The organism is Kitasatospora sp. NPDC101157, assembly GCF_044768255.1.
Taxonomy (GTDB): domain Bacteria; phylum Actinomycetota; class Actinomycetes; order Streptomycetales; family Streptomycetaceae; genus Kitasatospora.
Genome location: NZ_JBIWPL010000007.1, coordinates 60,164 through 81,681, shown reverse-complemented (window position 1 = coordinate 81,681; position 21,518 = coordinate 60,164). Strand labels below are relative to the sequence as shown.

Here is a 21,518-nt window from a genome sequence, read left to right as displayed (position 1 = left end):
GCGGGAAGCCGGTCCGGGCGGGAACGCGTGCGGGCGACAACGAGGAGGACAGCGGTGGGCGAAGCGGACGGCAGCGCGGCGGGCGGCGTCGCGCGGATGCCCCGGCTGCGCCTGGACGAACTGCTGGAGGAGCTCCAGTGGCGGATCGACGCGGCGCGCGGCGCCCAGAACCGGGTGCACAACCTCCTGGAGGCGGTGCTCGCGGTCGGCCGTGAGCTGGACCTCGCCCAGGCGCTGCACCGGATCGTCGAGGCCGCCGTCGACCTGGTGGACGCCCGCTACGGCGCGCTCGGCGTGATCGGTCCGGACGGGCACAGCCTGTCGCAGTTCCTGACGGTCGGTCTGTCCGACGAGGAGATGGCGGGGATCGGCGCGCCGCCCGCCGGCCGGGGCATCCTGGGCGAGCTGATCCGCCACCCCCGGCCGCTGCGCTGCCCGGTGCTCTCCGACCACCCGTCCTCGGTCGGCTTCCCGCCCAACCACCCGCCGATGCACACCTTCCTCGGGGTGCCGGTGCGGGTGCACGGCGAGGTGTTCGGCAACCTCTACCTGACCGACAAGCGCGGCGGACTGGACTTCGACGAGGACGACGAGGCGGTGATCGCCACCCTGGCCGTCGCCGCCGGGGTCGCGATCGACAACGCCCGGCTGTACGAGGAGGCGCAGCTGCGCCAGCGCTGGCTGCGGGCGAGCACCGAGATCACCCGCAGCCTGCTGTCGGGCGCGCCGCGCCTGGACGTGGTCGAGCTGATCGCCCGCCGGGCCCGGGAGATCGCCGGCGCCGAACTGGCGGACGTCTCGGTGGCGCTGGCCGGCCCGGAGGAGCGGGCCGAGGAACTGGCCGTGGAGGTGGCGCTCGGCGCCGAGCCCTCGGCCCGGCTCGGGGTGACGGTACCGGTGGACGGCACGCTCTCCGGTGCCGCGTACGCCTCGGGCTCGCCGGTGACCAGCGACGAACTGGCCTGCGACGCGCGCTTCGCGGCCGGTCCGGCGGGCCGCTTCGACGGGCTGGGGCCGGCCGTCGCGGTACCGCTGGGCACCGGCCCCGGGTACGGGCGCGGCGTGCTGCTGCTCGCCCGGGCGCGGGGCGAGGCCGCGTTCGGACCGGAGGAGACCGGGCCGCTGCTGGGCTTCGCCGACCAGGCTGCGCTCGCCCTGGAGCTGGCCGAACGGCGCCGCGACGCCGAGCAGTTGAACCTGCTGGAGGACCGCGACCGGATCGCCCGGGACCTCCACGACCTGGCCATCCAGCGACTGTTCGCCACCGGGATGACCCTGCAGAGCGCGGGCCGGCTGATCGAGAGCCCGGCCGCCGCCGACCGGGTCGCCCGGGCGGTGGCGGACCTGGACGAGACCATCAAGATCATCCGCTCGACCATCTTCGGCCTGCGCGCCCACAGCGAACCCGACCGCGGGCTGCGCGCCCGCGCCACCCGGGTCGTCACCGAGGCGCAGGGCCCGCTCGGCCTCGCGCCCCGGCTGAGCATGGAGGGCCTGCTCGACACCGACGTCCCCCAGGAACTCGCCGAACACGTGGTCGCCGTCCTGGCGGAGGCCCTCAGCAACGCCGCCCGGCACGCCCGCGCCACCCGGGTCGAGGTGAACCTGCGCGCCCTGGCCGGACGGGTGGTGCTCAGCGTCGCGGACGACGGGGTCGGCATTCCCGAGGGCGGGCGGCGCAGCGGGCTGCGCAACCTCGCCGAGCGCGCCGAACGGGTCGGCGGGTCCTTCACCCTCGGCCCGGCGGACGGCGAGGGCGGCGGCACCCGGCTGGTGTGGGAGGCTCCGCTCGGGTCGTGACACCCGGGGGCGGGGGCGACCCCGGGACGTCAGGCGGCCCTGCGGGTCAGCGGGCGCTGCCGAGGTTCCGGTCGGCGTCGGCGCCCTTGAGCATGAGCGTGGTCTCCTCGATGCGGCGGAAGCGGCCGTCCGGGGCGAACTCGGCGAAGAGGTAGACCTCCATGAGGACGGTGGAGCCGTCGGTCTTGAGGACCTCCATCGTGTGGCGGTCGGCGTAGCGGTCGCCGGAGACGAGTTCGTCGTGCACCTCGACCGAGCCGCCGGCGACGACCGTGCGCAGGTGGGCGATGTGGGCGAGGAACTCGGTGCGGTCCGCCCAGCTCCCGTCGGTGCGCTGGCGGTAGTCGGGGGCGAAGTGCCGGTCGGCGGCCTCGTCGAGGTCGAGGCCCGGGGTGAGGAGCAGGTCGGTGAGGGCGGCGCGGGCGTCGGTGTGGTTGCTGACGGTGGTCATGACGGTCCCCTTGGAGTCCATGGTGCGACGGAAAGTGCGTGCGTCGAGCACGCATCTGCACCGTACTACAGATTGCGTGCGGCGCGCACGCTACCCTTGGGCCATGCCTGACGACGTGGGACACGAGATCGCCGACGCCCTTGGAACCCTGCTCCGGCGGGGCACCCGGGCACAGTTGTACGCCCGACTGACGGGCGGCCTGGGCGAGGCGGTGGACGAAACCACCTACCCCGTCCTCAGCGGGCTCGCCCGGACCGGCCCGTGCAGCGCCGCCGACCTCGCGGGCGAGATCGGCCTCGACCGCTCCGGCGTCACCCGCCGCGCCACCCGCCTGGAGGAAGCCGGCCTGCTGTGTCGTGAACCCGACCCCGACGACCGCCGCGCCACCCTGCTCGTCCTGAGCGAAGCCGGACAGCAGGCGGTGGAGACCACCCGACAGCGCCTCGCCGCGGCCATCGAAGAATCCCTCGCCTCCTGGTCACCCGAGGAGGCGCGGAGCTTCGCCCGCCAGCTCCACCGCTTCGTCACCACCGGGCCGTTCACCGATTCATGACGCCGGCACGCGCGCTGCGATGCCCGCCCGCCCGGCGCGAAACCTGCGGTCCGCTCCGGCCAACGGGTGGTCGCCGAGGTCCTCGGCCGCGGCTGACCCGACCTGCCCGGGCCCGGGCCCGGGCCGCACCCCCTCACGCCCGCGGCGAGCGCGCCGACGGCGTCGAACCCCGCGTCCGGTGCGGAGCGGGGCAGCGGTGCCGGTCAGCCGCGGCGCAGCGGGGACGACCGGGCGGCCGCGGACTGCCGCAGTTCGGTGGCGATCAGCGCCGCCTGCACCCGGCGCTCCACACCGAGCTTGGCGAGCAGCCGGGAGACGTGGTTCTTCACCGTCTTCTCGGCGAGGTAGAGCCGCTCGCCGATCTGCCGGTTGGTCAGCCCCTCCCCGATCAGCGCCAGCACCTCCTGCTCGCGCGCCGTCAGGGCCGGACCCGCGGTCACCGGCCGGGCCGGCTCGGCGTCGCTGCGCAGCCGGTTCAGCAGCCGGGTGGCCGCGCCCGGGTCGAGCATCGAACGGCCGGAGGCGACGGTCCGGACGGCGGCGACCAGGTCGGTGCCGCTGATCTGCTTCAGCACGTACCCGGCGGCGCCCGCCATCACGGCATCCAGCAGCGCCTCCTCGTCGTCGAAGGAGGTCAGCATCAGGCAGGCCAGGTCGGGCATCCGCGAGCGCAGTTCACGGCAGACCGACACTCCGTCCCCGTCGCCCAGCCGCACGTCCAGCACCGCCACGTCGGGCCGCAGCGCCGGCACCCGGACCAGCGCCTGCTCGGCCGTCGCGGCCTCGCCGACCACCACGAGGTCCGGCTCGCCGTCCAGCAGGTCGTGCACCCCGCGGCGCACCACCTCGTGGTCGTCCAGCAGGAACACCCGGACCGGCGCCGAAGCCTCGGCCCCCTCCGCCATGGTCGCCATCACGCGGCTCCGCCCTCGTCACCCCCGCACACGATCAGCGGGGCCCAGCGCATCATCCCCCGCGTCAGGGCAGGCGCCCAGGGCCGAACGACCCCATTCGCCCGGCCCCGTCATCTTCCCTCCGCCGTCCCGGGACGCCCCGTCCTGTGGGGACGGCCCCCACGCTGTCGGGCTGGCGCCCGACTCGCCGAGCCCTGCTACAGCTGCATCCCGACCTGCCTCTGATCCCCCGGAACCCCGGTCCCCGGCCCGCACCGTCACCCCCGTCGGCGCGGGCCGGACGCCGTTCAGCGCCCCTGCCGGCGGGCGTTGCCCAGCCCCACCAGCAGGAAGGCGAGCGCGACGCCGGCCCCGAGGACCGCCGCCAGCGTCACCTTCGAGGCCAGGCCGCCGCCGTCGGACAGCAGGATCGCCACCGCCCCCAGCGAGGCCACGGCGGCGCCGACCACCAGCCACCCGGCCAGGGCGAGGGCCGCCGGGCGGCCGCTCGCCGGCACCGGTCCGGCCTCCAGTGCGGCCCAGCGCGCCGCGCCCTCCCGCTGCTCCCCGCGCCGGTCCCACGCCGCCCGCAGCCGCAGGGCCGTACCGCCGACCAGCCCGGCGAGGGCCACCTGGGCGGCCGGGTGCCAGTCGGGCACGGCGAGCAGCAGTCCGCCGGCCAGCGCGAGCGCCGCCCACCAGAGCACGCAGGCTGCCGCGGCGGTACGGGTGGAGCGGGGCCGGTCGGCGCCGGCCTGGAGGTCGGCGATGGCGGGCAGGTACCAGACGCAGCCGCTCGCGGTGAGCGCGGCGGTGCCGATGGCGAGCACGGTGTGGGTCATGGGCCGGCCTTCCTAGAGTGCACGGATCACGGCGGGTGGCGGGGCCGTCCCCGCCCGCCCGGGGGCAGCGGCACGGGCGGGGACGGCCGTTCGGGGGGAGACGGCCTCAGCCGTCGGAGGATGCGGACGAGGAGGACGCGGGCGAGGAGGACGACGCCCGGGCCCGCTGCGCCCGGGTCAGCGGCCGGTCGTACTTCACCGGTTCCACCCCGCCCAGGTGCCGGGCGGGCTTCCCGGTGTTCTCCAGCACGTCCCGGGCCGCGACGTCCGGGTGGTGGAGGTCGAAGGCCGGGGACTCGGAGCGGATCCGGGGCAGCTCGACGAAGTTGTGCCGGGGCGGCGGGCAGGAGGTGGCCCACTCCAGGGAGCGGCCCCAGCCCCAGGGGTCGTCCGAGGTGACGCGCTCGCCGTACTTGGCGGTCTTCCAGACGTTGTAGAGGAACGGCAGGATCGACAGTCCGAGCAGGAAGGAGCCGATGGTGGACACGGTGTTGAGCGTGGTGAAGCCGTCCGAGGCCAGGTAGTCGGCGTACCGGCGGGGCATGCCCTCGGCACCCAGCCAGTGCTGCACCAGGAAGGTCGCGTGGAAGCCGACGGTGAGCGTCCAGAAGGTGATCCGGCCGAGCCGCTCGTCGAGCTGCTTGCCGGTTATCTTGGGCCACCAGAAGTGGAAGCCGGCGAACATCGCGTACACCACCGTGCCGAAGAGCGTGTAGTGGAAGTGGGCGACGACGAAGTACGAGTCGGAGACGTGGAAGTCGATCGGCGGGGCGGCGAGCAGCACGCCCGTCAGACCGCCGAACAGGAAGGTGACCAGGAAGCCGACCGTCCACAGCATCGGGGTCTCGAAGCTCAGCGAGCCCCGCCACATGGTGCCGACCCAGTTGAAGAACTTGACCCCGGTCGGCACGGCGATCAGGAAGGTCATGAAGGAGAAGAACGGCAGCAGCACCTGCCCGGTGACGTACATGTGGTGCGCCCACACCGTCACCGACAGCCCGGCGATGGCCACCGTGGCGGCGATCAGGCCCGCGTAGCCGAACATCGGCTTGCGGCTGAACACCGGGATGACCTCGGAGACGATGCCGAAGAACGGCAGCGCCAGGATGTACACCTCGGGATGCCCGAAGAACCAGAACAGGTGCTGCCAGAGCATCGCCCCGCCGTTGGCCGGGTCGAAGACGTGCGAGCCGAACTTGCGGTCGCATTCGAGCGCGAGCAGCGCGGCGGCCAGCACCGGGAAGACCAGCAGCACCAGCACCGAGGTGAGCAGCACGTTCCAGCAGAAGATGGACATCCGGAACATGGTCAGTCCGGGGGCGCGCATGCAGATGATGGTGGTGATGAAGTTGACCGCGCCGAAGATGCTGCCGAAGCCGGACAGCGTGACGCCCATGATCCACATGTCGGAGCCGACGCCCGGCGAGTGGACGGCGTCGGACAGCGGCGCGTAGAGGAACCAGCCGAAGTCGGCGGCGCCCTGCGGGGTGGCGAAGCCGGCGGCGGCGATCAGCGAGCCGAACACGAACAGCCAGTAGGACAGCATGTTCAGCCGCGGGAACGCCACGTCGGGCGCGCCGATCTGCAGCGGCATGATCCAGTTGGCGAAGCCGGTGAACAGCGGCATCGCGAAGAGCAGCAGCATCACCGAGCCGTGCATGGTGAACGCCTGGTTGAACTGCTCGTTGGAGAGGATCTGCGTTCCGGGCCGGGCGAGTTCGGCGCGCATGACCAGCGCGAGGACGCCGCCGATCAGGAAGAACGCGAACGAGGACACCAGGTACATGGTGCCGATCGTCTTGTGGTCGGTGGTGGTCAGCAGTCCGACCAGGGCCGAACCCGGCCGCCTGGCCCGAACCGGGCGCGGCGGCAGGGACGTTGACGGCGGGGTGGGGTCGCCCTGTGCCTGGGTGGCGCTCAAGGACGCGCTCCTTCGGAACGTCGTGCGAATGGGTGGCGATCCATGATCCGAACCCACTCCCCGCGCGCCCCAGGGCCCTTGGGCCCGCCCGGCCGGGGCCGCTGGGCCCGAGTTCCCGGACCGCACCCGGGACCTCCCGACCGGGACCGGTCGGGCCGGACCGCACAACACTCCTTCTGCCCAAGACCTTGACGGAGCGTCAGCTACCGGCGCCACTGCGCAGGCGGCGCATCCGCACCCGGTACCAGGTGGGCTGCTGGAGCCCCGGCGCTCAGCCCGCCAGCCGGGCGATCTGGCCGCGCTCCAGGGCCGCGTACACCGCCCCGTCCGGGCCGACGGCGATCCCGTGCGGTTCGGCTCCGGGGCCGGGGATCGGGTGGCCGTCCAGCCGCCCGTCCGGGGTGAGCACGCCGATCCGGCCGGCGCCCCACTCGGTGAACCAGAGCCGCCCGTCCGGCCCGGCGGTGATCGCGTGCGGCCTGGCGGCCCGGTCGCCCAGCGGGTACTCGGTGACCTGCCCGTCGACGGTGATCCGCCCGACCAGTCCGCCGCCGATCCCGACGTACCAGAGCGCCCCGTCGGGCCCGGCGGTGATTCCGACCGGCGCGGTGCCCCCGGTGGGCAGCCGGTGGACGGTGATCTCGCCGTCGGTGCTCACCCGGGCGATCGCGTCGGCCTGGTTGAGCGCGCACCACAGCGCGCCGTCCGGCCCGGCGGTGATGTGCGCGGGGAAGGCGCCCGGCACCGGCAGCGGGTACTCCGTCAGCTCGCCGTCCACGGTGATCCGCCCGACCCGGTCGGCGTTCACCTCGGTGAACCACAGCGCGCCGTCCGGCCCGGCGACGATCCCGCCCGGTCCGGCGTCCACCGCCGACAGCGCGAACGAGGACGCCTCGCCGTCCACCGTGATCCGCCCGATCCGCCCGGCGTTCATCTGCGCGAACCAGAGTGCCCCGTCCGGCCCGGTGGTGATCACCGAGGGCCCGCAGCGCGGCGCGCCGAGCCCGAACCGCCGCACCGAACCGTCCGGCGCCAGCCGCCCGATCTCCCCGGCGTGCACCAGGGTGAACCACACGCCCCCGTCCGGACCGACGGCCACCCCGTACGGCCCGTCCCCCGCCCCGGCCACCTCGAACAGTTCCACTCGTTCCCCTCCATCCCTATCGCGACTGCAGTCGCATTAGTGATGCTCGCACACCCGTCCGTCCGGGGCAACCGCCTTACCCGCGCCCGCTCGGCATCCCCCGGAGAACCGAGATCACGCCCATGCCCGCCGCGCACACCGGTACCGCCAGGAGCGCGCCGATGATGCCCGCGATGCCGGAGCCGGCCACGACGGCGACCATGATGGTCGCCGGGTGCAGCTCCACCGTGCGGCTCTGGATGACCGGCTGGAGGACGTTGCCCTCGACCATCTGGACCGCCAGCACCACGCCGAGCGCCCACAGCGCCGTGCCGAGCCCGCCGTCCGCCAGCGCGACCAGCACCGCCACCGCGCCGGACAGGAACGCGCCGACGAACGGGATGTACGCCCCCATGAAGACCAGCGCGCCCAGGCCCGGGGCACCGGGGACGCCGAGGGCGAGCAGGCCGACGGTGATGAAGGCCGCGTCGATCAGGGCGATCAGCGTGGTTCCGCGCATGAAGCCGGCCATCGCCTCGAAGGCGCGTTCGGCGCAGGCGACCACGGTGTCCGCGCCGCGTCCGGGCAGGGCGGCGCGGATGGCGTCGCCGGTGCGGTGGCCGTCGCGCAGGAAGAAGAAGACCAGGGCCAGCGCCAGCACCCCACCGGTGATCAGCTGGATGAGCAGGCCGAGCCCCGAGAGCACGCCGTTGGTCAGCGTCGAGACCAGCGAGTTGGTCTCGCCCTTGGCGTTCTCCAGCGCGTGCTTGACCTTCGCCCCGAACGGCCCCAGCCACTCGGCCAGCCGCCGCCCGGCGGACGGGAGCGAGGCGGCGATCTGCGGGGCGCTGTGCACCAGGGAGTTGACCAGCAGGACGATCACCCCGACCACCGCGACCACCAGCACCAGGCAGGTCAGTCCGGCCGCCAGGCTCCGGCTCACCCCCCGCCGGACCAGCCAGGGCACCACCGGTTGGAGCAGCGAGGCCCCCAGCAGCGCCAGGATGAACGGCACGGTGGCGGCCCTCAGTTCGACCAGCGCGAACACGACCAGCGAACCGACGGTGATCAGCAGGATCACCGCCACCGACCAGGCTGCCGCCCACCGCACGGCGGGCGGCAGCATCAGGTACGGCCTGCGGTGGTCGGGCCGCCCACCGGGCGGGCGCTCCACGGACACGGCAGCCTCCGGCGGGGGTCGTCGTTGAGTCCGAACCGACCCATCTCAACAGAGAACCTGACGGACTGCCCGTTCAGGACGCGGCAGCCGCCTCGATCCGCACCGCACCGCCCCCGCCCCCGCCCCCGCCTGCGAAGGCCAGCACCCGGTGCGCCTCCGCCTCCGCCGCCTCGCGGTCCGCCCGCGCCAGGCGGACGAACGGCCGGACGGCCACCTCCTGCTCGCCGGTCAGCCGCCACGTCCCGGCGACCAGCCCGTCCACCAGCAGGGTGCCGTGCACCAGCCCGTTCTGGGTCATCACCCGCCCCTTGTACTCCTCCGGCAGCACCCGGCTCCGGTCGGCGTGCGAGAGCAGCAGGTTGTCGAACGGCGCGAGCAGCCGCACCGGCGCGGGGGTGTCCGGCTCCGGCCGGGGCGCGTCCGGCAGGTCGTACAGCGGCCGGCCCTGCTCGTCCCGGAAGGTCAGCAGCTGCGGGGCGAGTCGCCGCAGCACGGGGCCGAGCCCGCTGAGGCCGGACCACTTCCGCAGGTCCGCCGCACCGGCCGGGCCGAAGGCGGCGAGATAGCGCAGCACCAGGGCGTCCGGCGGGGGCGCGGGGTCGAGCGGGCGGCCGAGCCAGGCCTCGGCGGTGGTGTGGGCGGCCGGGCCGCCGCGCCCCCACAGCCCGCGCGGCGGCACCTGGACCAGCGGCAGCAGGCAGCGCGCGGCCTGGGCCAGTGCCGCCGGGTCGCGGTCCGGCCGGGTCGCCGCCAGCAGTGCGCCGAGCCGCTGGAAGGTGCGCGGCTCCTCCTCGACGAGGGCGCGGGCCTCGGCGGCCAGCGCGGTCAGGTCTAGTCCGGCCAGCCGCTTGCCGTAGGTGGTCCGCAGCGCCTGGTCCAGGACGGGCTGGAGCAGCGGACGCAGGGTCAGGCAGTCCTCGGCGGTGACCAGGTGGATGGTGCCGCGCTGGAGCGCGATCCGGACCGCCTCCCGCCGTTCGATCAGCCCGGTGAGCTGCTCCGGGGCGAAGCCGTCCAGCCGGGAGAGCAGCCCGAGGTACGGCGGCTGGGGGACGGCCTGGGCCTGCAGCCCGCCGAGGTGGTGGACGACCTCCAGCGGCGTCCGGTCGGTGCGGGCGAGCAGGTGCTGACGGGCCAGCAGGGCTCGGCCCAGGGCGCGGGTGCCGAGCACCGTCACCGGCGGCCGTCCACGACGGAGCGCAGCACGGAGATCCGGTTGGTGGTGATGGAGGCGGCACCGGTGTCGCGCAGTCGGCGCATGGTGCGGCGCAGGTCGGCGGTCCAGGTGGAGACGGCGAGTCCCTCGTCCGCCGCGGCCTCCACGAACCCGGGGGTGACCAGGCCGAACGGCGGGTTGAGGTAGCGCGGGCGCAGGTCGCGCAGCAGGGCGGGGGCGGGCATCCGGGGCTGCTTCCAGGTGAGCGCGATCTCGGCGTCCGGGCTGAGCTCGCGCACCGCCAGCATGGCGGTGGTGTGGCCGCAGAAGGCGACCAGCCCCTCGGCACCGAGCCCGGTGACGACGGACCAGGTGGCGGCGGCCGGACCGGGGTCGTCCAGGTCGATCAGCAGCCGCGGGCCGTTCGCGTCCGCCACGGCCTTGATCGCCTCGGCGAGGGTGGGCACGGCCAGTGCGCCGTGGCGCAGCTCGTCCAGCTGCTCGGTGGTGACCCGGCCGATCGAGCGCGGGTCGCCCCAGAGCCGTTCCAGGGTGGGGTCGTGCAGCAGCACCGGCACCTTGTCGCGGGTGAGCTGGACGTCCACCTCGACGGCGTCGGCCCCGGCGGCGAGCGCGGACTCGATCGAGGGCAGGGTGTTCTCGCGGTGGCGGTACGGGTCGCCGCGGTGGGCGACGGCGAGCACCGGTCGACGGTCGGCGGGGGCGGCGGGGGCGGCGGGGCTCATCGGATCCTTCCGGACAGCCAGGGGGTGAGGTCGTGGAGGCCGAGGGACTCGCGGTAGCCGGCCTCCCCCGGGACGGTGACGATCAGGGTGGTGGACGGCGGGAAGGTCCGCGCCCTCACGTGCACCAGGCCGGACCAGACGGAGTTCAGGAAGGCCGGGACGCTGTCGCGCGGGACGTCGAAGGGGATGCCCTCGACGGTCACGGTCACCTCGTCGTGGGTGAACAGCCGGACGGCGGTCCGCGGGCTGCGGTCGAACTCCAGCAGGGCCTCGTGCGGGATGGCGTCCGGTCCGTAGTCGTGGCCGACCAGCCCGGCGAAGGTCCGGTCGCTCCCGATGTCGTGCCGGGCCCGCACGGCGCGGCCGTGCCGGGCGGCGACGGCCTCGATCGCCAGCACGGCGCTCTGGGTGGTCGGCAGGTGCGGGGGCGGCATCCGGGCCTCTCGGTCGGGACTTGTCTTCGGTTCTTCGGTGTGGCTCGGCGGGAAATCGGAAGGGAGTCGGAAGGGAATCGGAAGGGAGGCGGCTAACGCCGCTCGATCATCACATTGGTCGACTTGATGACCGCCGTGGCGGGTGCACCCGGCACGAGGTTCAGCTCCTCCGCCGACTCCCGGCTGATCAGCGACACCACCCGGAACGGCCCGGCCTGCACCTCCACCTGCGCGGCCACGTCGCCGAGCACCACCTGGGTGATGATCCCGGGGAAGCGGTTGCGCGCCGAGGACGGCCGGCCCTCGGCCTCGGCGTTCTCCGGCCGGGCCAGCTCGCGGGCGAAGGCGGCGAGCTCGGCGCCGGGGATGATCCGGTGCCCGTGCTCGTCCCGCACGGCGGCGAGCCGCCCGGCGTCCACCCAGCGCCGCATGGTGTCCGCGCTGACGCCGAGCAGCGCCGCCGCCTCACCGATGCGGTACGGGTTGACCGGCACCTCGGGCTGGCCCATGTGCGACTCCTGACGGTGGTTCGAGGTACGGGGTGCACGCCCCCCGTCCGCCATCCTGCCGTACCGGGGACGCCGACGGGAAACGGCCCCGGAGCAGCCGGTGGGCGGGGTCCGGCGGCACGGCTACGGCTCGCCGAACAGATCCCGCCGCACGGCGTCCCCGGCCGTGAGCACCGCCCCGGCGAGCACCGCCCCGCCGCCCGCCGTACCGGCCCGCACCTCGGTGCGCAGCGGGGAGAACCCGGCCAGCCGCCGTTCGACCCGGCCGGCCAGCTCGGCGCCGCCGGCCCGGCCGATCTCGCCGCCGAGCACCACGCAGCCGGGGTCGAGCACCACGCAGAGCGCGGCCGCGCCGAGCGCGATCCGCTCGGCCAGCTCGTCCAGGAACGCCTCGCCCGCCGCACCGGCGGCCAGCGCGGCGCGCACGGCGGCCTCGGCGGCGGACGCGTCCCCGGCCCGGTCGGCGGGCAGCCCGTGGGTACGGGCGAGTGCGCAGATGGCGGCGCTGCCGACCAGGCCGTGGAAGCCGCCCTCGCAGCTGTCGGCGCTGGGCAGCCCGACGGTGCCGGGGACGGGCAGGAAGCAGATCTCGCCGGTGCCGCCGGAGAAGCCCCGGCGCAGCTGCCCGTCCAGGATGACGGCGGCGCCGACGCTGTGGCCGAGCCACATCAGCACGAAGGTGTCGCGGTCGCGCGCGGCGCCGACCCGGTACTCGGCCCGGCCCGCCAGGTTGACCTCGTTCTCCAGGATGACGTCGGTGCCGGGCAGCTCCCGCAGGGCGGTGAGGAGCTCGGCGTGCCAGCCGGGGAGCTTGCCGGTGCTGTGCAGTCGGCCGGTGGCGGGGTCGACCAGGCCGGGGGCGCCGACCGCGACGGTGTGCAGCCGCTCGACGCCGGCGCCCCGCGCGGTCTCCAGCAGGGTGCGCACGATCGTCTCGGCGGCACCGTCAGCCCCTGGGACGGCACCGGCAGCCCCTGAGGCGGAGGTCTCGACCGGCACCTCGGCGGTGGCGAGACTGCGCCCGGCGAGGTCGGCGACGACCAGGCTGACGCCCTCCTCGCGGACGTCGAAGGCGGCGATGTGGGCGCGGGAGGCGACCAGCGCGTAGAGCCGGGCGTTGGGGCCGCGCCGTTGTTCGCCGCGTTCGCCGACGACGGCGACCAGGCCGGTGCGCTGGAGGCGGTCGAGCAGGTCGGCGACGGTCGGCCGGGACAGGCCGGTGAGGTCGCGCAGCTCGGTCGCGGTGAGCGGACCCTGTTCGAGCAGGAGGTTGAGCGCCAGCCGGTCGTTGATCGCCCGGGCGGTGCTCGGCGTGGCCGTACGCGCGGTGGTCATGGCCGGTCATCCTTCCAGAGTGTTTCTATCAGGGTCCCTTCCTGATAGTTTATCGAACCGACCGCACCGCCGCCGGACGGACGACCCCGCCGCGCGGACCCGTCGGCCTGCACGCAGACCACCCACAGGGCACCGTCGCGCCGCGACCCGCGCGACCGGGAGGGAACGCCGCATGACAGTCACGACCCACGAACCGCTCGCCGAGCCACGCCGCTCCCGGCTGAGCATCGCGCTGGTCTTCGGCGTGCACGGCGCCGTCGGCGGCACCTTCGTCACCCGCATCCCGTGGATCCAGGACCGGCTGGGCCTCTCCCCCGGCCAGCTCGGCCTGGCCCTGGTGATGCCGGCCATCGGCTCCTCCCTCGCGATGCCGCTCGCCGGCCGCTTCGTCCACCGCTACGGCGGCCGGGCCGCGGTGCGCGGACTGATCTCGCTCTGGTGCCTGGCCCTCACCCTGCCCGCCCTCGCCCCCTCGCTCCCGGCGCTGTGCGCGGTGCTGCTGGTCTACGGCGCCACGGCGGGCATGGCCGACGTCGCCATGAACGCCCAGGGCGTGGAGATCGAGGAGCGCCTCGGCCGCTCGATCATGTCCGGGCTGCACGGGATGTGGAGCGCGGGCGGCCTGCTGGCCTCCGGCTTCGGCATCCTGGCCGCCCACCTGGACCTCGACGCCCGGCTCCAACTGGCCGTCACGGCGGTCGTACTGCTCGCCCTCGCCCAGCCGGTCTGCCGGGGCCTGCCGGACCTTCGGGCGCCCGAGGCGGCGGAGGAGCCGCCGCGCTTCGCCCTGCCGCCGCGCAGTTCGCTGGTGATCGGGCTGGTCGGCTTCTGCGCGGTGTTCGCCGAGGGCGCCTCGATGGACTGGAGCGGCGTCTACCTCAAGGACGTCACCGGCGCCTCCGCCACCCTCGCGGCCGCCTCGTACACCGCCTTCTCGCTCACCATGGCGGTCAGCCGCCTGGCCGGGGACACGGTGATCCGCCGCCTCGGCGCCGTCCGCGCCACCCGGCTGGGCGGGGCGGTCGCCACCCTCGGCGGCGTCCTGGTGGTGGCCGCCGACCACCCGGCGCTGGCCATCCCGGGCTTCGCGCTGATCGGCGTGGGCATCGCGGTGATCGTGCCGCTCGCCTTCGCGGCCGCCGGACGGATCGGCAGCAACGCCAGCCAGGCCATCGCGGGCGTCGCCACCGTCACCTACACCTCCGGCCTGATCGCCCCCGCCGTGATCGGCACCCTCGCCCAGGCCACCTCGCTCACCGTCTCCTTCGGACTGGTCACCCTGCTCGCCTCCGCCCTGCTGCTGGGCGCCGGGGCACTGCGCCGGGCCGAACCGAACTCCACCGACGACGATGTGACCGCACTGTCGCCGGGAAACACCACCTCCGGAAAAGACCTCTCGGCAATATGATCGACGATTTTCCGGGAATTCCCTCTCATGTCGTCGACCGCCGGGCGCCCTCCAGCGCCCGGCGGTTTCCGCGATCCGCGCCCGCCGCCGTCGCCCCCGTCGACGCGGCCCGCACCGCGGCCAGCCGAGGTCCCCAAAACCCTTTGCCCCGCCGCGGGTTGCGGTCCGACACTGGGGCCGTGCTCGGATTCCTCAAGACCGACGACGAAGCCCTGGTCTCCTGCCTGGGCGACCCTCAGCGCACCGTGGCGGCCCACCACGAACTGCTCCGGCGCGGGGCGGACGCCCTGGGCGCCATCCGCGCCGGGCTCTCCCACGACCACCCGGCCGTCCGTGAGGGCTGCTGCCGCCTCCTGGACCACCTGGTCGACACCGACTCCATGGACCTGCTCGTCGCCATGGCCGACGACCCCGACGCCGGGGTCAGGATCGCCGCCTTCCACGCCCTGGCCTGCGACCGGTGCAAGGACGACGCCTGCGCCCCCGGCGCGGGCCTGGTCCTCGAACCCGCGCTGCGCCACCTCTCCGACGACCCGGACCCCCGGGTCCGGGCCAGGGCCGCCGAACTCGTCGGCAAGTTCGCCCACACCGACGCCCGCGCCGTCGCCGCCCTGCGGGCCTGCCAGGCCGACGACCCGAGCCCGGCCGTCCGCAAGAAGGCCGGCTGGTACGCCCCCGGCGGGCCCATCCACCGGCGGACCGCCCCCCGCGCCGGACAGAGCCTCAGGGCTGGTTGAGGTAGGTGAGCACGGCGCGGACGCGGCGGTTGGTGTCGTCGTCATCGGCGATGCGGAGCTTGCCGAACATCGAGGTGGTGTACTTGCTGATCGCGCTGTCACTGAGGAACAGCCGCCGCCCGATGGCCTGGTTGGACAGCCCCTCGGCCATCAGCCCCAGCACCTCGTACTCGCGCGCGGTGAGCCGGCTGAGCCCCCGCTCCGGCGCGCTCGCGGACAGCAGCCTGGCGATCACCGCCGGGTCCATCGCCGTGCCGCCGGCCGCGACCCGCTCCAGCGAGCCGAGGAACTGCTCGGCGTCGAAGACGCTCTCCTTCAACAGGTAGCCGACCCCGCCGGAGCCGTCCGCCAGCAGCTCCCGTGCGTAGAGCTGCTCGACGTGCTGGGACAGGATCAGGACCGGCAGCCCGGGCAGCTCGCGGCGGGCCGCGAGCGCCGCCCGCAGGCCCTCGTCCGACTGCGTCGGCGGCATCCGGACGTCGATCACGGACACGTCCGGGCGGTGCGCCAGCAGCGCGTCGAGCGTCTCCGGTCCGGTGGAGGCGGTGGCCACCACCTCGTGCCCGCAGGCCTCGATCAGGTGGACCATCCCGTCGCGCAGGAGGTAGAGGTCTTCGGCTACGAGGATTCGCATGGCACCGTCATCCTGACGTGGGTCGGTCCGCCGGGCGGACTGGTGATGTCGAGGGAGCCGTCGAAGGCGTCGAGGCGGCGGCGCAGGCCCGCGATCCCGCCACCGGGCCGTTCCCGGACGCCGCCCGAGCCGTCGTCCTCGACCTCGACGACGAGCCCGTGCCCGTCCTGGCGGAAGGTGACACCGGCCCGGGTCGCCCCGCCGTGCCTGACGGCGTTGGTGAGCAGCTCGGCGACGCCGAAGTACACCGCGGCCTCGATCGGCGCGTCCACCCGCACCGGGTCCGCAGCCTCGACGGTCACCTTGAGCCGCAGGTCCAGGGCGAGGGCGCGGACGGCGTCCACCAGTCCGCGCTCGGTCAGCACCGGCGGGCTGATGCCCTGGATCAGGTCGCGCAGTTCGGCCAGCGAGGCCTTCGCGCCGTCCTGGGCGTCCCGCATCAGCGCCTTGGCCCGCTCCGGATCGCGCTCCACCAGCAGTTGGGCGGTGGCCAACGAGAGCCCGAGCGAGACCAGCCGGGCCTGCGCCCCGTCGTGCAGGTCCCGTTCGATCCGGCGGATCTCGGCGGCCTGGGCGACGGTGGCGTCCGCCCGCTGGGCGGTCAGCTCCGCCACCCGCTGGGCCAGCGCCATCGCCCGCGAGGGCCGCAGGAAGCGCTCGGCCACCGGCGTCAGCACCCGCCAGGCGTACGGGGCGCCGCCGACGGCCAGCAGCACCCCGAGCACCCCGAGCAGCCGGGCGGGCGTCTCCGGCCGGACGATCCCGAGCACGGCCGCGGCCAGAGCCGCCGGCGGCAGCGCGGCGACCGGGCCCGCGGTGACCGCCGCGACCGCGACGAACCGCAGGTCCCGCAGGTTGGCCGGGTCGCGCCACCGGACCCGCCAGTGCTGGTCCATCAGGGCGTCGCGGCGGGTCTTCTCGTACGTGAAACCGTTCCACCAGAACCCGGTGGACATCCGGCTCACCGGCGGAGCCTGCCGGTACCCGGCGGGCAGGGACGGGCCGCCCCAGCGCGCCACCAGGGCGCGAACGGCCCGGCACACCGGGCGGCTCAGCCCGAGGGTGCCGACGCACACCAGCACCAGCGGCAGCAGCCACGACCACGGGTTGGCCGGCCCCCAGGACCGGCCCAGCAGCACCGCGCCCGCCCACACCGCCGGGACCGGCAGGGTCACGGCCGCGACCGCGCACGCCCGCAGGAACCCCGTCGCGGCCCCCGCCGCCCACTCACCCGGCTTCTCCATGACCTTCCCTCGCCTTCCGTGCGGTGCACCCACTGTGCACCGCACGGAACCCCCGTCCGCGCCGTTCCGGGCCAGGAGTGTGGCCAGGCCCACCCAGGTGTGCGCCCAGCCCCCCGACGCCCGCGGCGGGGCCCCGTCCGCCATCATGCCGACCGTGATCACCGGCGTCGACCCTCACCCCCGGCCGTCCCCGGCCGGGGACCGGTTAGGCTCTCGCCGTGTCCGCAGCCCTGACGACCTCCGCCGCACCGACCGCCGAAGACCCCGCCGAAGACCCCGCCGAGCCCGCCGCCCACGACGGGCGGCACCCGGCCCGCGCGGCCCGGTGGCGGTTCGGCCTGCTGGTGCTGCTGCTGGGGGCCTGCGCCGGCTCGCTGCTGCTGTGGAGCCCCACCGACCTGCTCTCGGGCGGGCTGGCGGACCGGATGCCCGGCTACTGGTTCGCCCCGCTGTTCACGCTCGTCTACGCGGTCGGGACGCTCGCCTTCGTGCCGCGCCCCGCGCTGAACGCCGTGGCCGGACTGCTGCTGGGCATCCAGCAGGGCGTGCTGCTCGCGGTGCTCGGCACCACCCTGGGCGCGGTCATGGCCTTCGCGCTCGGCCGGGGGCTGGGCCGGGAGGCGCTGCGGCCGTACCTGCGCGGCAAGGTGCTCGGCGCCCTCGACCGGCGCTTCACCGACCAGGGCTTCCGCAGCGTCCTGGTGCTGCGGCTGCTGCCCGGCCTGCCGTTCCAGGCGGGCAACTACGGCGCGGCCTTCTCCGGGGTCCGCTTCCTCCCCTTCCTGTTCGCCACCGCGATCGGCGTGGTACCGACCACCGCCGTGTACGTCGTCGCGGCGGCCAGTGCGGACCAGCCGGGCTCGGCCGCGTTCCTGGTCTCCGCCGGAGTGATCGGCCTGCTGGTGCTGGGCAGCCTGGTCGGGCTCTGGCGGGCGGCCGCGGCCCGCCGCCGGGCGCAGGCCGGCTGACAATTCGTTCGCGTCCCCGCGCCGTCGGGGCCACGATGGCCGGCATGACCGATCTCACCCCGCGGGTGGACCCGCCGATGGCCGCCGACGAGGCCGCCATGCTCACCTCCTGGCTCGACTACCACCGCAGCACCCTCGCCCTGAAGTGCGAGGGCCTGACCGACGACCAGCTGCGGCTGCGCTCGGTCCCGCCGTCCACGCTCTCCCTGCTCGGCCTGGTCCGGCACATGGCCGAGGTCGAGCGGCACTGGTTCCAGGGCATCCTGCTCGGCCAGGAGGTCGCCACCGGCCACTACTGGACCGAGGCGGATCCGGACGGCGACTTCGACCACGTCGACACCGCGGACGTCGCCGCCGACTTCGCCACCTGGCACGCCGAGATCGAGGCCGCCCGCCGCGCTTCGGCCGGACTGCCGCTGGACACCGTCGGCAAGCGGCTGCGGCAGGACGAGGAGGTGACGCTCCGCTGGATCCTGGTCCACATGATCGAGGAGTACGCGCGACACAACGGGCACGCGGATCTGTTGCGTGAACTGGTGGACGGTTCGACCGGCGAGTGAAATCGTTTCCGCGTTGTTGACAGAAGGTCAATTACGCAGTGACCGCTACCGATATGGTCTACGCGCGCAACCGTACGGAGCTGCGCGGCGTCGCTGTCCTTGCCCGGGTCCGACCGGGTTTCCGGCGCGGCGCGACTCGTACGGAGGCCACGAGCGGGCACGGGACCGGTGAACAGTGCGATACTCGGACAGTTCCGACGAGTGGATGACGTGTCAAAAAGGACACGCAACCCCCGGGGGGACCAGACGGGACGAGGCAGGGAGGCGCGGCATGGGAGCACTTCGCGACGAGCACCACAACGGGTGGCTGATGCCCTCCGGGAACTACCCGGCCGCGGTGTACGACGACGAGTGGGTGGATCAGGAGACGGTGTCCGCCGTCCCCGCGCCCGCGAAGATCGTCTCCCTGCGGCCGACGGGCTTCGAGGCGGCCCGCACGGTCGGTGAGCACATCCGGGCGAGCACCCCGGTGGTCATGGACCTCACCGAGATGGACGAGGCCGAGGCCAAGCGCATGGTCGACTTCGCCTCCGGGCTGATCTTCGGGACCCGGGGCGGCATCGAGCGGATCGCCCGCCGGGTCTTCCTGCTCACCCCGGCGGACGTCGAGGTGATGGTGATCGACCGCCCGCTCGACGAGACCGGGTTCTACAACCAGAGCTGACCGGACGGGCACGGGCGCCGGGGCCCACAGCACCCCACCGGGGGCGGCACACCAGCCGTCCCCGGTTTTTGCTGTCCGGAATTGATTCATACATGAGACAGGTGAGACTCCCAAAGCAAAAATGAGTCATGAATGTCTCATCTGCTCTACACTCGATTCATGGCCACCGACCGTGACACCGTTCTGGAAGCCGCCGTCGGCGTGCTGTCCCGCCGTCCCACCGCCCACCTGGACGAGATCGCCCGCGCCGCGGGCATCAGCCGGGCCACCCTGCACCGGCTCTTCCCGGGCCGCGACGCCCTGATCCGCGACGTCGGCCGGCTCGGACTGCAGCGCTTCGCCGCCGCCCTGGACACCGCGGCCGTCGAGGAGGGCGACGCCCGGACGGCCCTGCGCCGCCTGGTGGACGCCGCCGTCCCGGACGCCATGCTCTGCGCCTTCCTGGCGGGCGAGAACCAGCTCTACGAGGACGGCGAGATCAACGACCTCTGGGAGGTCCAGATCGACCGGCTGCACGCGCTCTTCCTGCGCGGGCAGCGCCAGGGCGTCTTCCGGATCGAGCTGAGCGCCGCCTGGCTGAGCGAGGCCTTCTTCGACCTGGTGGCCGGGATCGGCTGGGCCATCCAGGACGGCCGGCTCGCCCCGCGCGACGCCGCCTTCTCCCTCGCCGAGCTCTTCCTCGGCGGCGCCCTGCGCCGGGACCCCGCTCCCCCCACCCACAGCGCCCCCACCCACAGCACCTCGGACCGGAAACCGGAAACCGATACCCCATGAGCAGTACCCCCGCCCTGACCGCCCGCCAGCGCTGGACCGGCCTCGCCGTCCTGGTGCTGGCCGTCACCGTGGTCGCGCTGGACGCGACCGTGCTCTCCCTCGCCCTCCCCTCCATCAGCGAGACCCTGCGCCCCAGCGGCACCCAGCTGCTCTGGATCGGCGACTCCTACTCCTTCGTGCTGGCCGGCCTGCTGGTCAGCATGGGTGCCCTGAGCGACCGGATCGGCCGCAAGAAGCTGCTGCTGACCGGCGCCACCGCCTTCGGCGCCGCCTCGCTGCTGGCCGCGTACGCCCCGAGCCCCGGCTGGCTGATCCTGGCCCGGGCGCTGCTCGGCGTCGCCGGCGCGACGATCATGCCCTCCACCCTCTCGCTGATCCGCAGCCTCTTCCCGGACGACCGGGAGCGGGCCACCGCGATCGGCGTCTGGGGCGCGGCCGCCACCGCCGGGGCCGCGCTCGGGCCGGTGGTCGGCGGGCTGCTGCTGGAGCACTTCTGGTGGGGTTCGGTGTTCCTGCTGAACATCCCGGTGCTGGTCCTGCTGCTGGTGTCCGGTGTCTGGCTGCTGCCGGAGTCCCGGGACCCGAAGCCGGGGCGCTGGGACGTGCTGAGCGTCGTGCTGTCGATGGCGGGGGTGATCGGCGTGGTGTACGCGATCAAGGAGGGCGCCGCGCACGGCCCGGCCCGCTGGGAGGTGCCGGTCACCTTCCTGCTGGGTGCCGCCGCGCTGGCCGTCTTCGTCCGCCGCCAGCTGCGGCTGGAGACCCCGCTGCTGGACGTCCGGCTGTTCCGCGACCGTCGGTTCACCGCCGCCGTCACGGCCTCGCTGATCTCCCTGGTCGGCCTGTCCGGCGTGATCTTCGTGCTCTCCCAGTACCTCCAGCTGGTGCGCGGCTACGAGCCGCTCCGGGCCGGCCTGGCGGAACTGCCGGCCTTCGCCGGCTCGGTGGTCGGCGGCCTGCTGACCGCCCGGATCGCCCGGCGCTTCGGCGCCCGCCGGGCGCTGGCCGTCAGCCTGCTGGCGATGGGCCTGGCCACGGGCGCGCTGGGCTGGATGGAGCAGGACACCACCTACCTGCTGCTGGGCGCCGCCTTCCTGATGACCGGCACGGCCGAGGGCGTGGTCTACACCCTCGGCGCCGACCTGGTGCTGTCCGCCGCACCGGCCGACAAGGCCGGGGCCGCCTCGGCGGTTTCGGAGACGGCGTACGAGCTGGGCACCGCGCTCGGCATCGCGCTGGTCGGCTCGGTGGTCGGCTCGATCTACGCGAACGGGCTGTCCGCCCCGGCCGGGGTCTCCCCCGAGGCCGCCGCCCGGGCCGGGGAGTCGCTGGGCACGGCCGTGGAGACGGCGCAGGGGCTGTCGCCGGAGCTGGGGCAGCCGCTGCTGGCGAGCGCGAAGGAGTCCTTCGTCCACGGCATGAACGGCGCCGGGCTGCTGGCCGGGGTGCTGCTGACCGCCGCGGCGGCGCTGGCCTGGTGGCTGCTGCGCGACCGGTCCGCCCCGACGCCGGTCGAGCCGGCCGGCCCGGCCGGGCCGGTCGAGGCCGCCCGGCCCGAGCGGCCCCAGCGGGTGCCCGCCTAGGAA

Annotated in this window: 22 protein-coding genes; 9 read left to right on the top strand and 13 right to left on the bottom strand. The window is 74.5% G+C overall.

Annotated elements, in window-relative coordinates; translation table 11 throughout:
* Nucleotides 1-96 precede the first annotated feature (96 nt).
* Nucleotides 97-1,800, top strand: a complete 1,704-nt coding sequence (locus ACIRVF_RS17320) for a GAF domain-containing protein (protein ID WP_402818505.1) — start codon at nt 97-99, stop codon at nt 1,798-1,800.
* A gap of 46 nt (nt 1,801-1,846) precedes the next feature.
* On the opposite strand, the gene ACIRVF_RS17315 is transcribed toward ACIRVF_RS17320, so the two are convergent.
* Nucleotides 1,847-2,251 (bottom strand): nuclear transport factor 2 family protein, encoded by a 405-nt coding sequence (locus ACIRVF_RS17315; protein WP_402817725.1) that lies wholly within the window; start codon nt 2,249-2,251, stop codon nt 1,847-1,849.
* Nucleotides 2,252-2,354: 103 nt separating this feature from the next.
* On the opposite strand from ACIRVF_RS17315, the gene ACIRVF_RS17310 reads away from it, so the two are divergent.
* Nucleotides 2,355-2,804, top strand: a complete 450-nt coding sequence (locus ACIRVF_RS17310) for a MarR family winged helix-turn-helix transcriptional regulator (RefSeq protein WP_402817722.1) — start codon at nt 2,355-2,357, stop codon at nt 2,802-2,804.
* A 203-nt stretch (nt 2,805-3,007) separates the two neighbouring features.
* Here the strand turns inward: ACIRVF_RS17310 and ACIRVF_RS17305 are convergent, their stop codons facing one another.
* The 10 genes from ACIRVF_RS17305 to ACIRVF_RS17260 all read right to left on the bottom strand — a co-directional run bounded on the left by ACIRVF_RS17305 (nt 3,008) and on the right by ACIRVF_RS17260 (nt 12,943).
* Nucleotides 3,008-3,718 (bottom strand): response regulator, encoded by a 711-nt coding sequence (locus ACIRVF_RS17305; protein WP_402817719.1) that lies wholly within the window; start codon nt 3,716-3,718, stop codon nt 3,008-3,010.
* A gap of 287 nt (nt 3,719-4,005) precedes the next feature.
* Nucleotides 4,006-4,539 carry a hypothetical protein gene (locus tag ACIRVF_RS17300; protein ID WP_402817717.1) on the bottom strand — a complete coding sequence of 178 codons (534 nt, stop codon included), beginning with the start codon at nt 4,537-4,539 and terminating at the stop codon, nt 4,006-4,008.
* A 106-nt stretch (nt 4,540-4,645) separates the two neighbouring features.
* Entirely contained in the window at nt 4,646-6,412 is a 1,767-nt protein-coding gene (ctaD, locus tag ACIRVF_RS17295) for a cytochrome c oxidase subunit I (protein WP_402818502.1), read from the bottom strand.
* Between the two features lie 319 nt (nt 6,413-6,731).
* Nucleotides 6,732-7,604: a virginiamycin B lyase gene (locus tag ACIRVF_RS17290; protein WP_402817714.1), complete on the bottom strand. Its 873-nt coding sequence runs from the start codon at nt 7,602-7,604 to the stop codon at nt 6,732-6,734.
* 76 nt (nt 7,605-7,680) lie between these two features.
* Complete coding sequence (locus ACIRVF_RS17285) at nt 7,681-8,763, bottom strand: AI-2E family transporter (RefSeq protein WP_402817711.1); 1,083 nt, start codon at nt 8,761-8,763, stop codon at nt 7,681-7,683.
* Between the two features lie 73 nt (nt 8,764-8,836).
* The gene (locus tag ACIRVF_RS17280) at nt 8,837-9,940 is read right to left on the bottom strand and encodes a winged helix DNA-binding domain-containing protein (protein ID WP_402817708.1); all 1,104 of its coding nucleotides are present in this window, start codon (nt 9,938-9,940) and stop codon (nt 8,837-8,839) included.
* A complete protein-coding gene (locus tag ACIRVF_RS17275) occupies nt 9,937-10,665 on the bottom strand; it encodes a glycerophosphodiester phosphodiesterase (protein WP_402817706.1) in 729 nt (242 codons plus the stop codon). The genes ACIRVF_RS17280 and ACIRVF_RS17275 overlap by 4 nt, the downstream gene beginning before the upstream one ends.
* Nucleotides 10,662-11,099: a hypothetical protein gene (locus tag ACIRVF_RS17270; RefSeq protein ID WP_402817704.1), complete on the bottom strand. Its 438-nt coding sequence runs from the start codon at nt 11,097-11,099 to the stop codon at nt 10,662-10,664. The genes ACIRVF_RS17275 and ACIRVF_RS17270 overlap by 4 nt, the downstream gene beginning before the upstream one ends.
* A gap of 92 nt (nt 11,100-11,191) precedes the next feature.
* On the bottom strand, nt 11,192-11,608 hold the full coding sequence (locus ACIRVF_RS17265; RefSeq protein WP_402817701.1) for a molybdopterin-binding protein: 417 nt from the start codon (nt 11,606-11,608) through the stop codon (nt 11,192-11,194).
* 123 nt (nt 11,609-11,731) lie between these two features.
* The gene (locus ACIRVF_RS17260) at nt 11,732-12,943 is read right to left on the bottom strand and encodes an ROK family transcriptional regulator (protein ID WP_402817698.1); all 1,212 of its coding nucleotides are present in this window, start codon (nt 12,941-12,943) and stop codon (nt 11,732-11,734) included.
* A 172-nt stretch (nt 12,944-13,115) separates the two neighbouring features.
* Here ACIRVF_RS17260 and ACIRVF_RS17255 point away from each other — a divergent pair, with 172 nt between their 5' ends.
* Together ACIRVF_RS17255 and ACIRVF_RS17250 are read left to right on the top strand one after the other, a co-directional pair.
* A complete protein-coding gene (locus tag ACIRVF_RS17255) occupies nt 13,116-14,351 on the top strand; it encodes an MFS transporter (protein WP_402817696.1) in 1,236 nt (411 codons plus the stop codon).
* A 179-nt stretch (nt 14,352-14,530) separates the two neighbouring features.
* The gene (locus tag ACIRVF_RS17250; protein WP_402817693.1) at nt 14,531-15,088 is read left to right on the top strand and encodes a HEAT repeat domain-containing protein; all 558 of its coding nucleotides are present in this window, start codon (nt 14,531-14,533) and stop codon (nt 15,086-15,088) included.
* Here ACIRVF_RS17250 and ACIRVF_RS17245 read toward each other — a convergent pair.
* On the bottom strand, nt 15,075-15,722 hold the full coding sequence (locus ACIRVF_RS17245; RefSeq protein ID WP_402817690.1) for a response regulator: 648 nt from the start codon (nt 15,720-15,722) through the stop codon (nt 15,075-15,077). The genes ACIRVF_RS17250 and ACIRVF_RS17245 overlap by 14 nt on opposite strands.
* A complete protein-coding gene (locus tag ACIRVF_RS17240; protein WP_402817687.1) occupies nt 15,707-16,966 on the bottom strand; it encodes a sensor histidine kinase in 1,260 nt (419 codons plus the stop codon). The genes ACIRVF_RS17245 and ACIRVF_RS17240 overlap by 16 nt, the downstream gene beginning before the upstream one ends.
* Before the next feature lie 218 nt (nt 16,967-17,184).
* On the opposite strand from ACIRVF_RS17240, the gene ACIRVF_RS17235 reads away from it, so the two are divergent.
* From ACIRVF_RS17235 to ACIRVF_RS17215, 5 genes are all read left to right on the top strand, one after another.
* Nucleotides 17,185-17,934: a TVP38/TMEM64 family protein gene (locus ACIRVF_RS17235; protein ID WP_402817684.1), complete on the top strand. Its 750-nt coding sequence runs from the start codon at nt 17,185-17,187 to the stop codon at nt 17,932-17,934.
* A 44-nt stretch (nt 17,935-17,978) separates the two neighbouring features.
* Complete coding sequence (locus ACIRVF_RS17230; protein ID WP_402817681.1) at nt 17,979-18,494, top strand: DinB family protein; 516 nt, start codon at nt 17,979-17,981, stop codon at nt 18,492-18,494.
* 271 nt (nt 18,495-18,765) lie between these two features.
* A complete protein-coding gene (locus ACIRVF_RS17225; RefSeq protein WP_402817678.1) occupies nt 18,766-19,158 on the top strand; it encodes a cell division protein SepF in 393 nt (130 codons plus the stop codon).
* Between the two features lie 159 nt (nt 19,159-19,317).
* Nucleotides 19,318-19,932, top strand: coding sequence for a TetR/AcrR family transcriptional regulator (locus ACIRVF_RS17220; RefSeq protein ID WP_402817675.1), 615 nt, complete (start codon nt 19,318-19,320; stop codon nt 19,930-19,932).
* On the top strand, nt 19,929-21,515 hold the full coding sequence (locus ACIRVF_RS17215) for an MFS transporter (protein ID WP_402817672.1): 1,587 nt from the start codon (nt 19,929-19,931) through the stop codon (nt 21,513-21,515). The genes ACIRVF_RS17220 and ACIRVF_RS17215 overlap by 4 nt, the downstream gene beginning before the upstream one ends.
* Nucleotides 21,516-21,518: the final 3 nt, after the last annotated feature.

Excerpts from the sequence above, each read along its gene's own strand:
- ACIRVF_RS17320 (WP_402818505.1), top strand. The coding sequence starts at position 97 with ATGCCCCGGCTGCGCCTGGACGAACTGCTGGAGGAGCTCCAGTGGCGG.
- ACIRVF_RS17215 (WP_402817672.1), top strand. The coding sequence starts at position 19,929 with ATGAGCAGTACCCCCGCCCTGACCGCCCGCCAGCGCTGGACCGGCCTC.
- ACIRVF_RS17230 (WP_402817681.1), top strand. The coding sequence starts at position 17,979 with ATGACCGATCTCACCCCGCGGGTGGACCCGCCGATGGCCGCCGACGAG.
- ACIRVF_RS17305 (WP_402817719.1), bottom strand. The coding sequence starts at position 3,718 with ATGGCGACCATGGCGGAGGGGGCCGAGGCTTCGGCGCCGGTCCGGGTG.
- ACIRVF_RS17275 (WP_402817706.1), bottom strand. The coding sequence starts at position 10,665 with ATGAGCCCCGCCGCCCCCGCCGCCCCCGCCGACCGTCGACCGGTGCTC.
- ACIRVF_RS17240 (WP_402817687.1), bottom strand. The coding sequence starts at position 16,966 with ATGGAGAAGCCGGGTGAGTGGGCGGCGGGGGCCGCGACGGGGTTCCTG.
- ACIRVF_RS17310 (WP_402817722.1), top strand. The coding sequence starts at position 2,355 with ATGCCTGACGACGTGGGACACGAGATCGCCGACGCCCTTGGAACCCTG.
- ACIRVF_RS17315 (WP_402817725.1), bottom strand. The coding sequence starts at position 2,251 with ATGACCACCGTCAGCAACCACACCGACGCCCGCGCCGCCCTCACCGAC.
- ACIRVF_RS17255 (WP_402817696.1), top strand. The coding sequence starts at position 13,116 with ATGACAGTCACGACCCACGAACCGCTCGCCGAGCCACGCCGCTCCCGG.
- ACIRVF_RS17270 (WP_402817704.1), bottom strand. The coding sequence starts at position 11,099 with ATGCCGCCCCCGCACCTGCCGACCACCCAGAGCGCCGTGCTGGCGATC.
- ACIRVF_RS17220 (WP_402817675.1), top strand. The coding sequence starts at position 19,318 with ATGGCCACCGACCGTGACACCGTTCTGGAAGCCGCCGTCGGCGTGCTG.
- ACIRVF_RS17225 (WP_402817678.1), top strand. The coding sequence starts at position 18,766 with ATGGGAGCACTTCGCGACGAGCACCACAACGGGTGGCTGATGCCCTCC.
- ACIRVF_RS17245 (WP_402817690.1), bottom strand. The coding sequence starts at position 15,722 with ATGCGAATCCTCGTAGCCGAAGACCTCTACCTCCTGCGCGACGGGATG.
- ACIRVF_RS17265 (WP_402817701.1), bottom strand. The coding sequence starts at position 11,608 with ATGGGCCAGCCCGAGGTGCCGGTCAACCCGTACCGCATCGGTGAGGCG.
- ACIRVF_RS17300 (WP_402817717.1), bottom strand. The coding sequence starts at position 4,539 with ATGACCCACACCGTGCTCGCCATCGGCACCGCCGCGCTCACCGCGAGC.
- ACIRVF_RS17260 (WP_402817698.1), bottom strand. The coding sequence starts at position 12,943 with ATGACCACCGCGCGTACGGCCACGCCGAGCACCGCCCGGGCGATCAAC.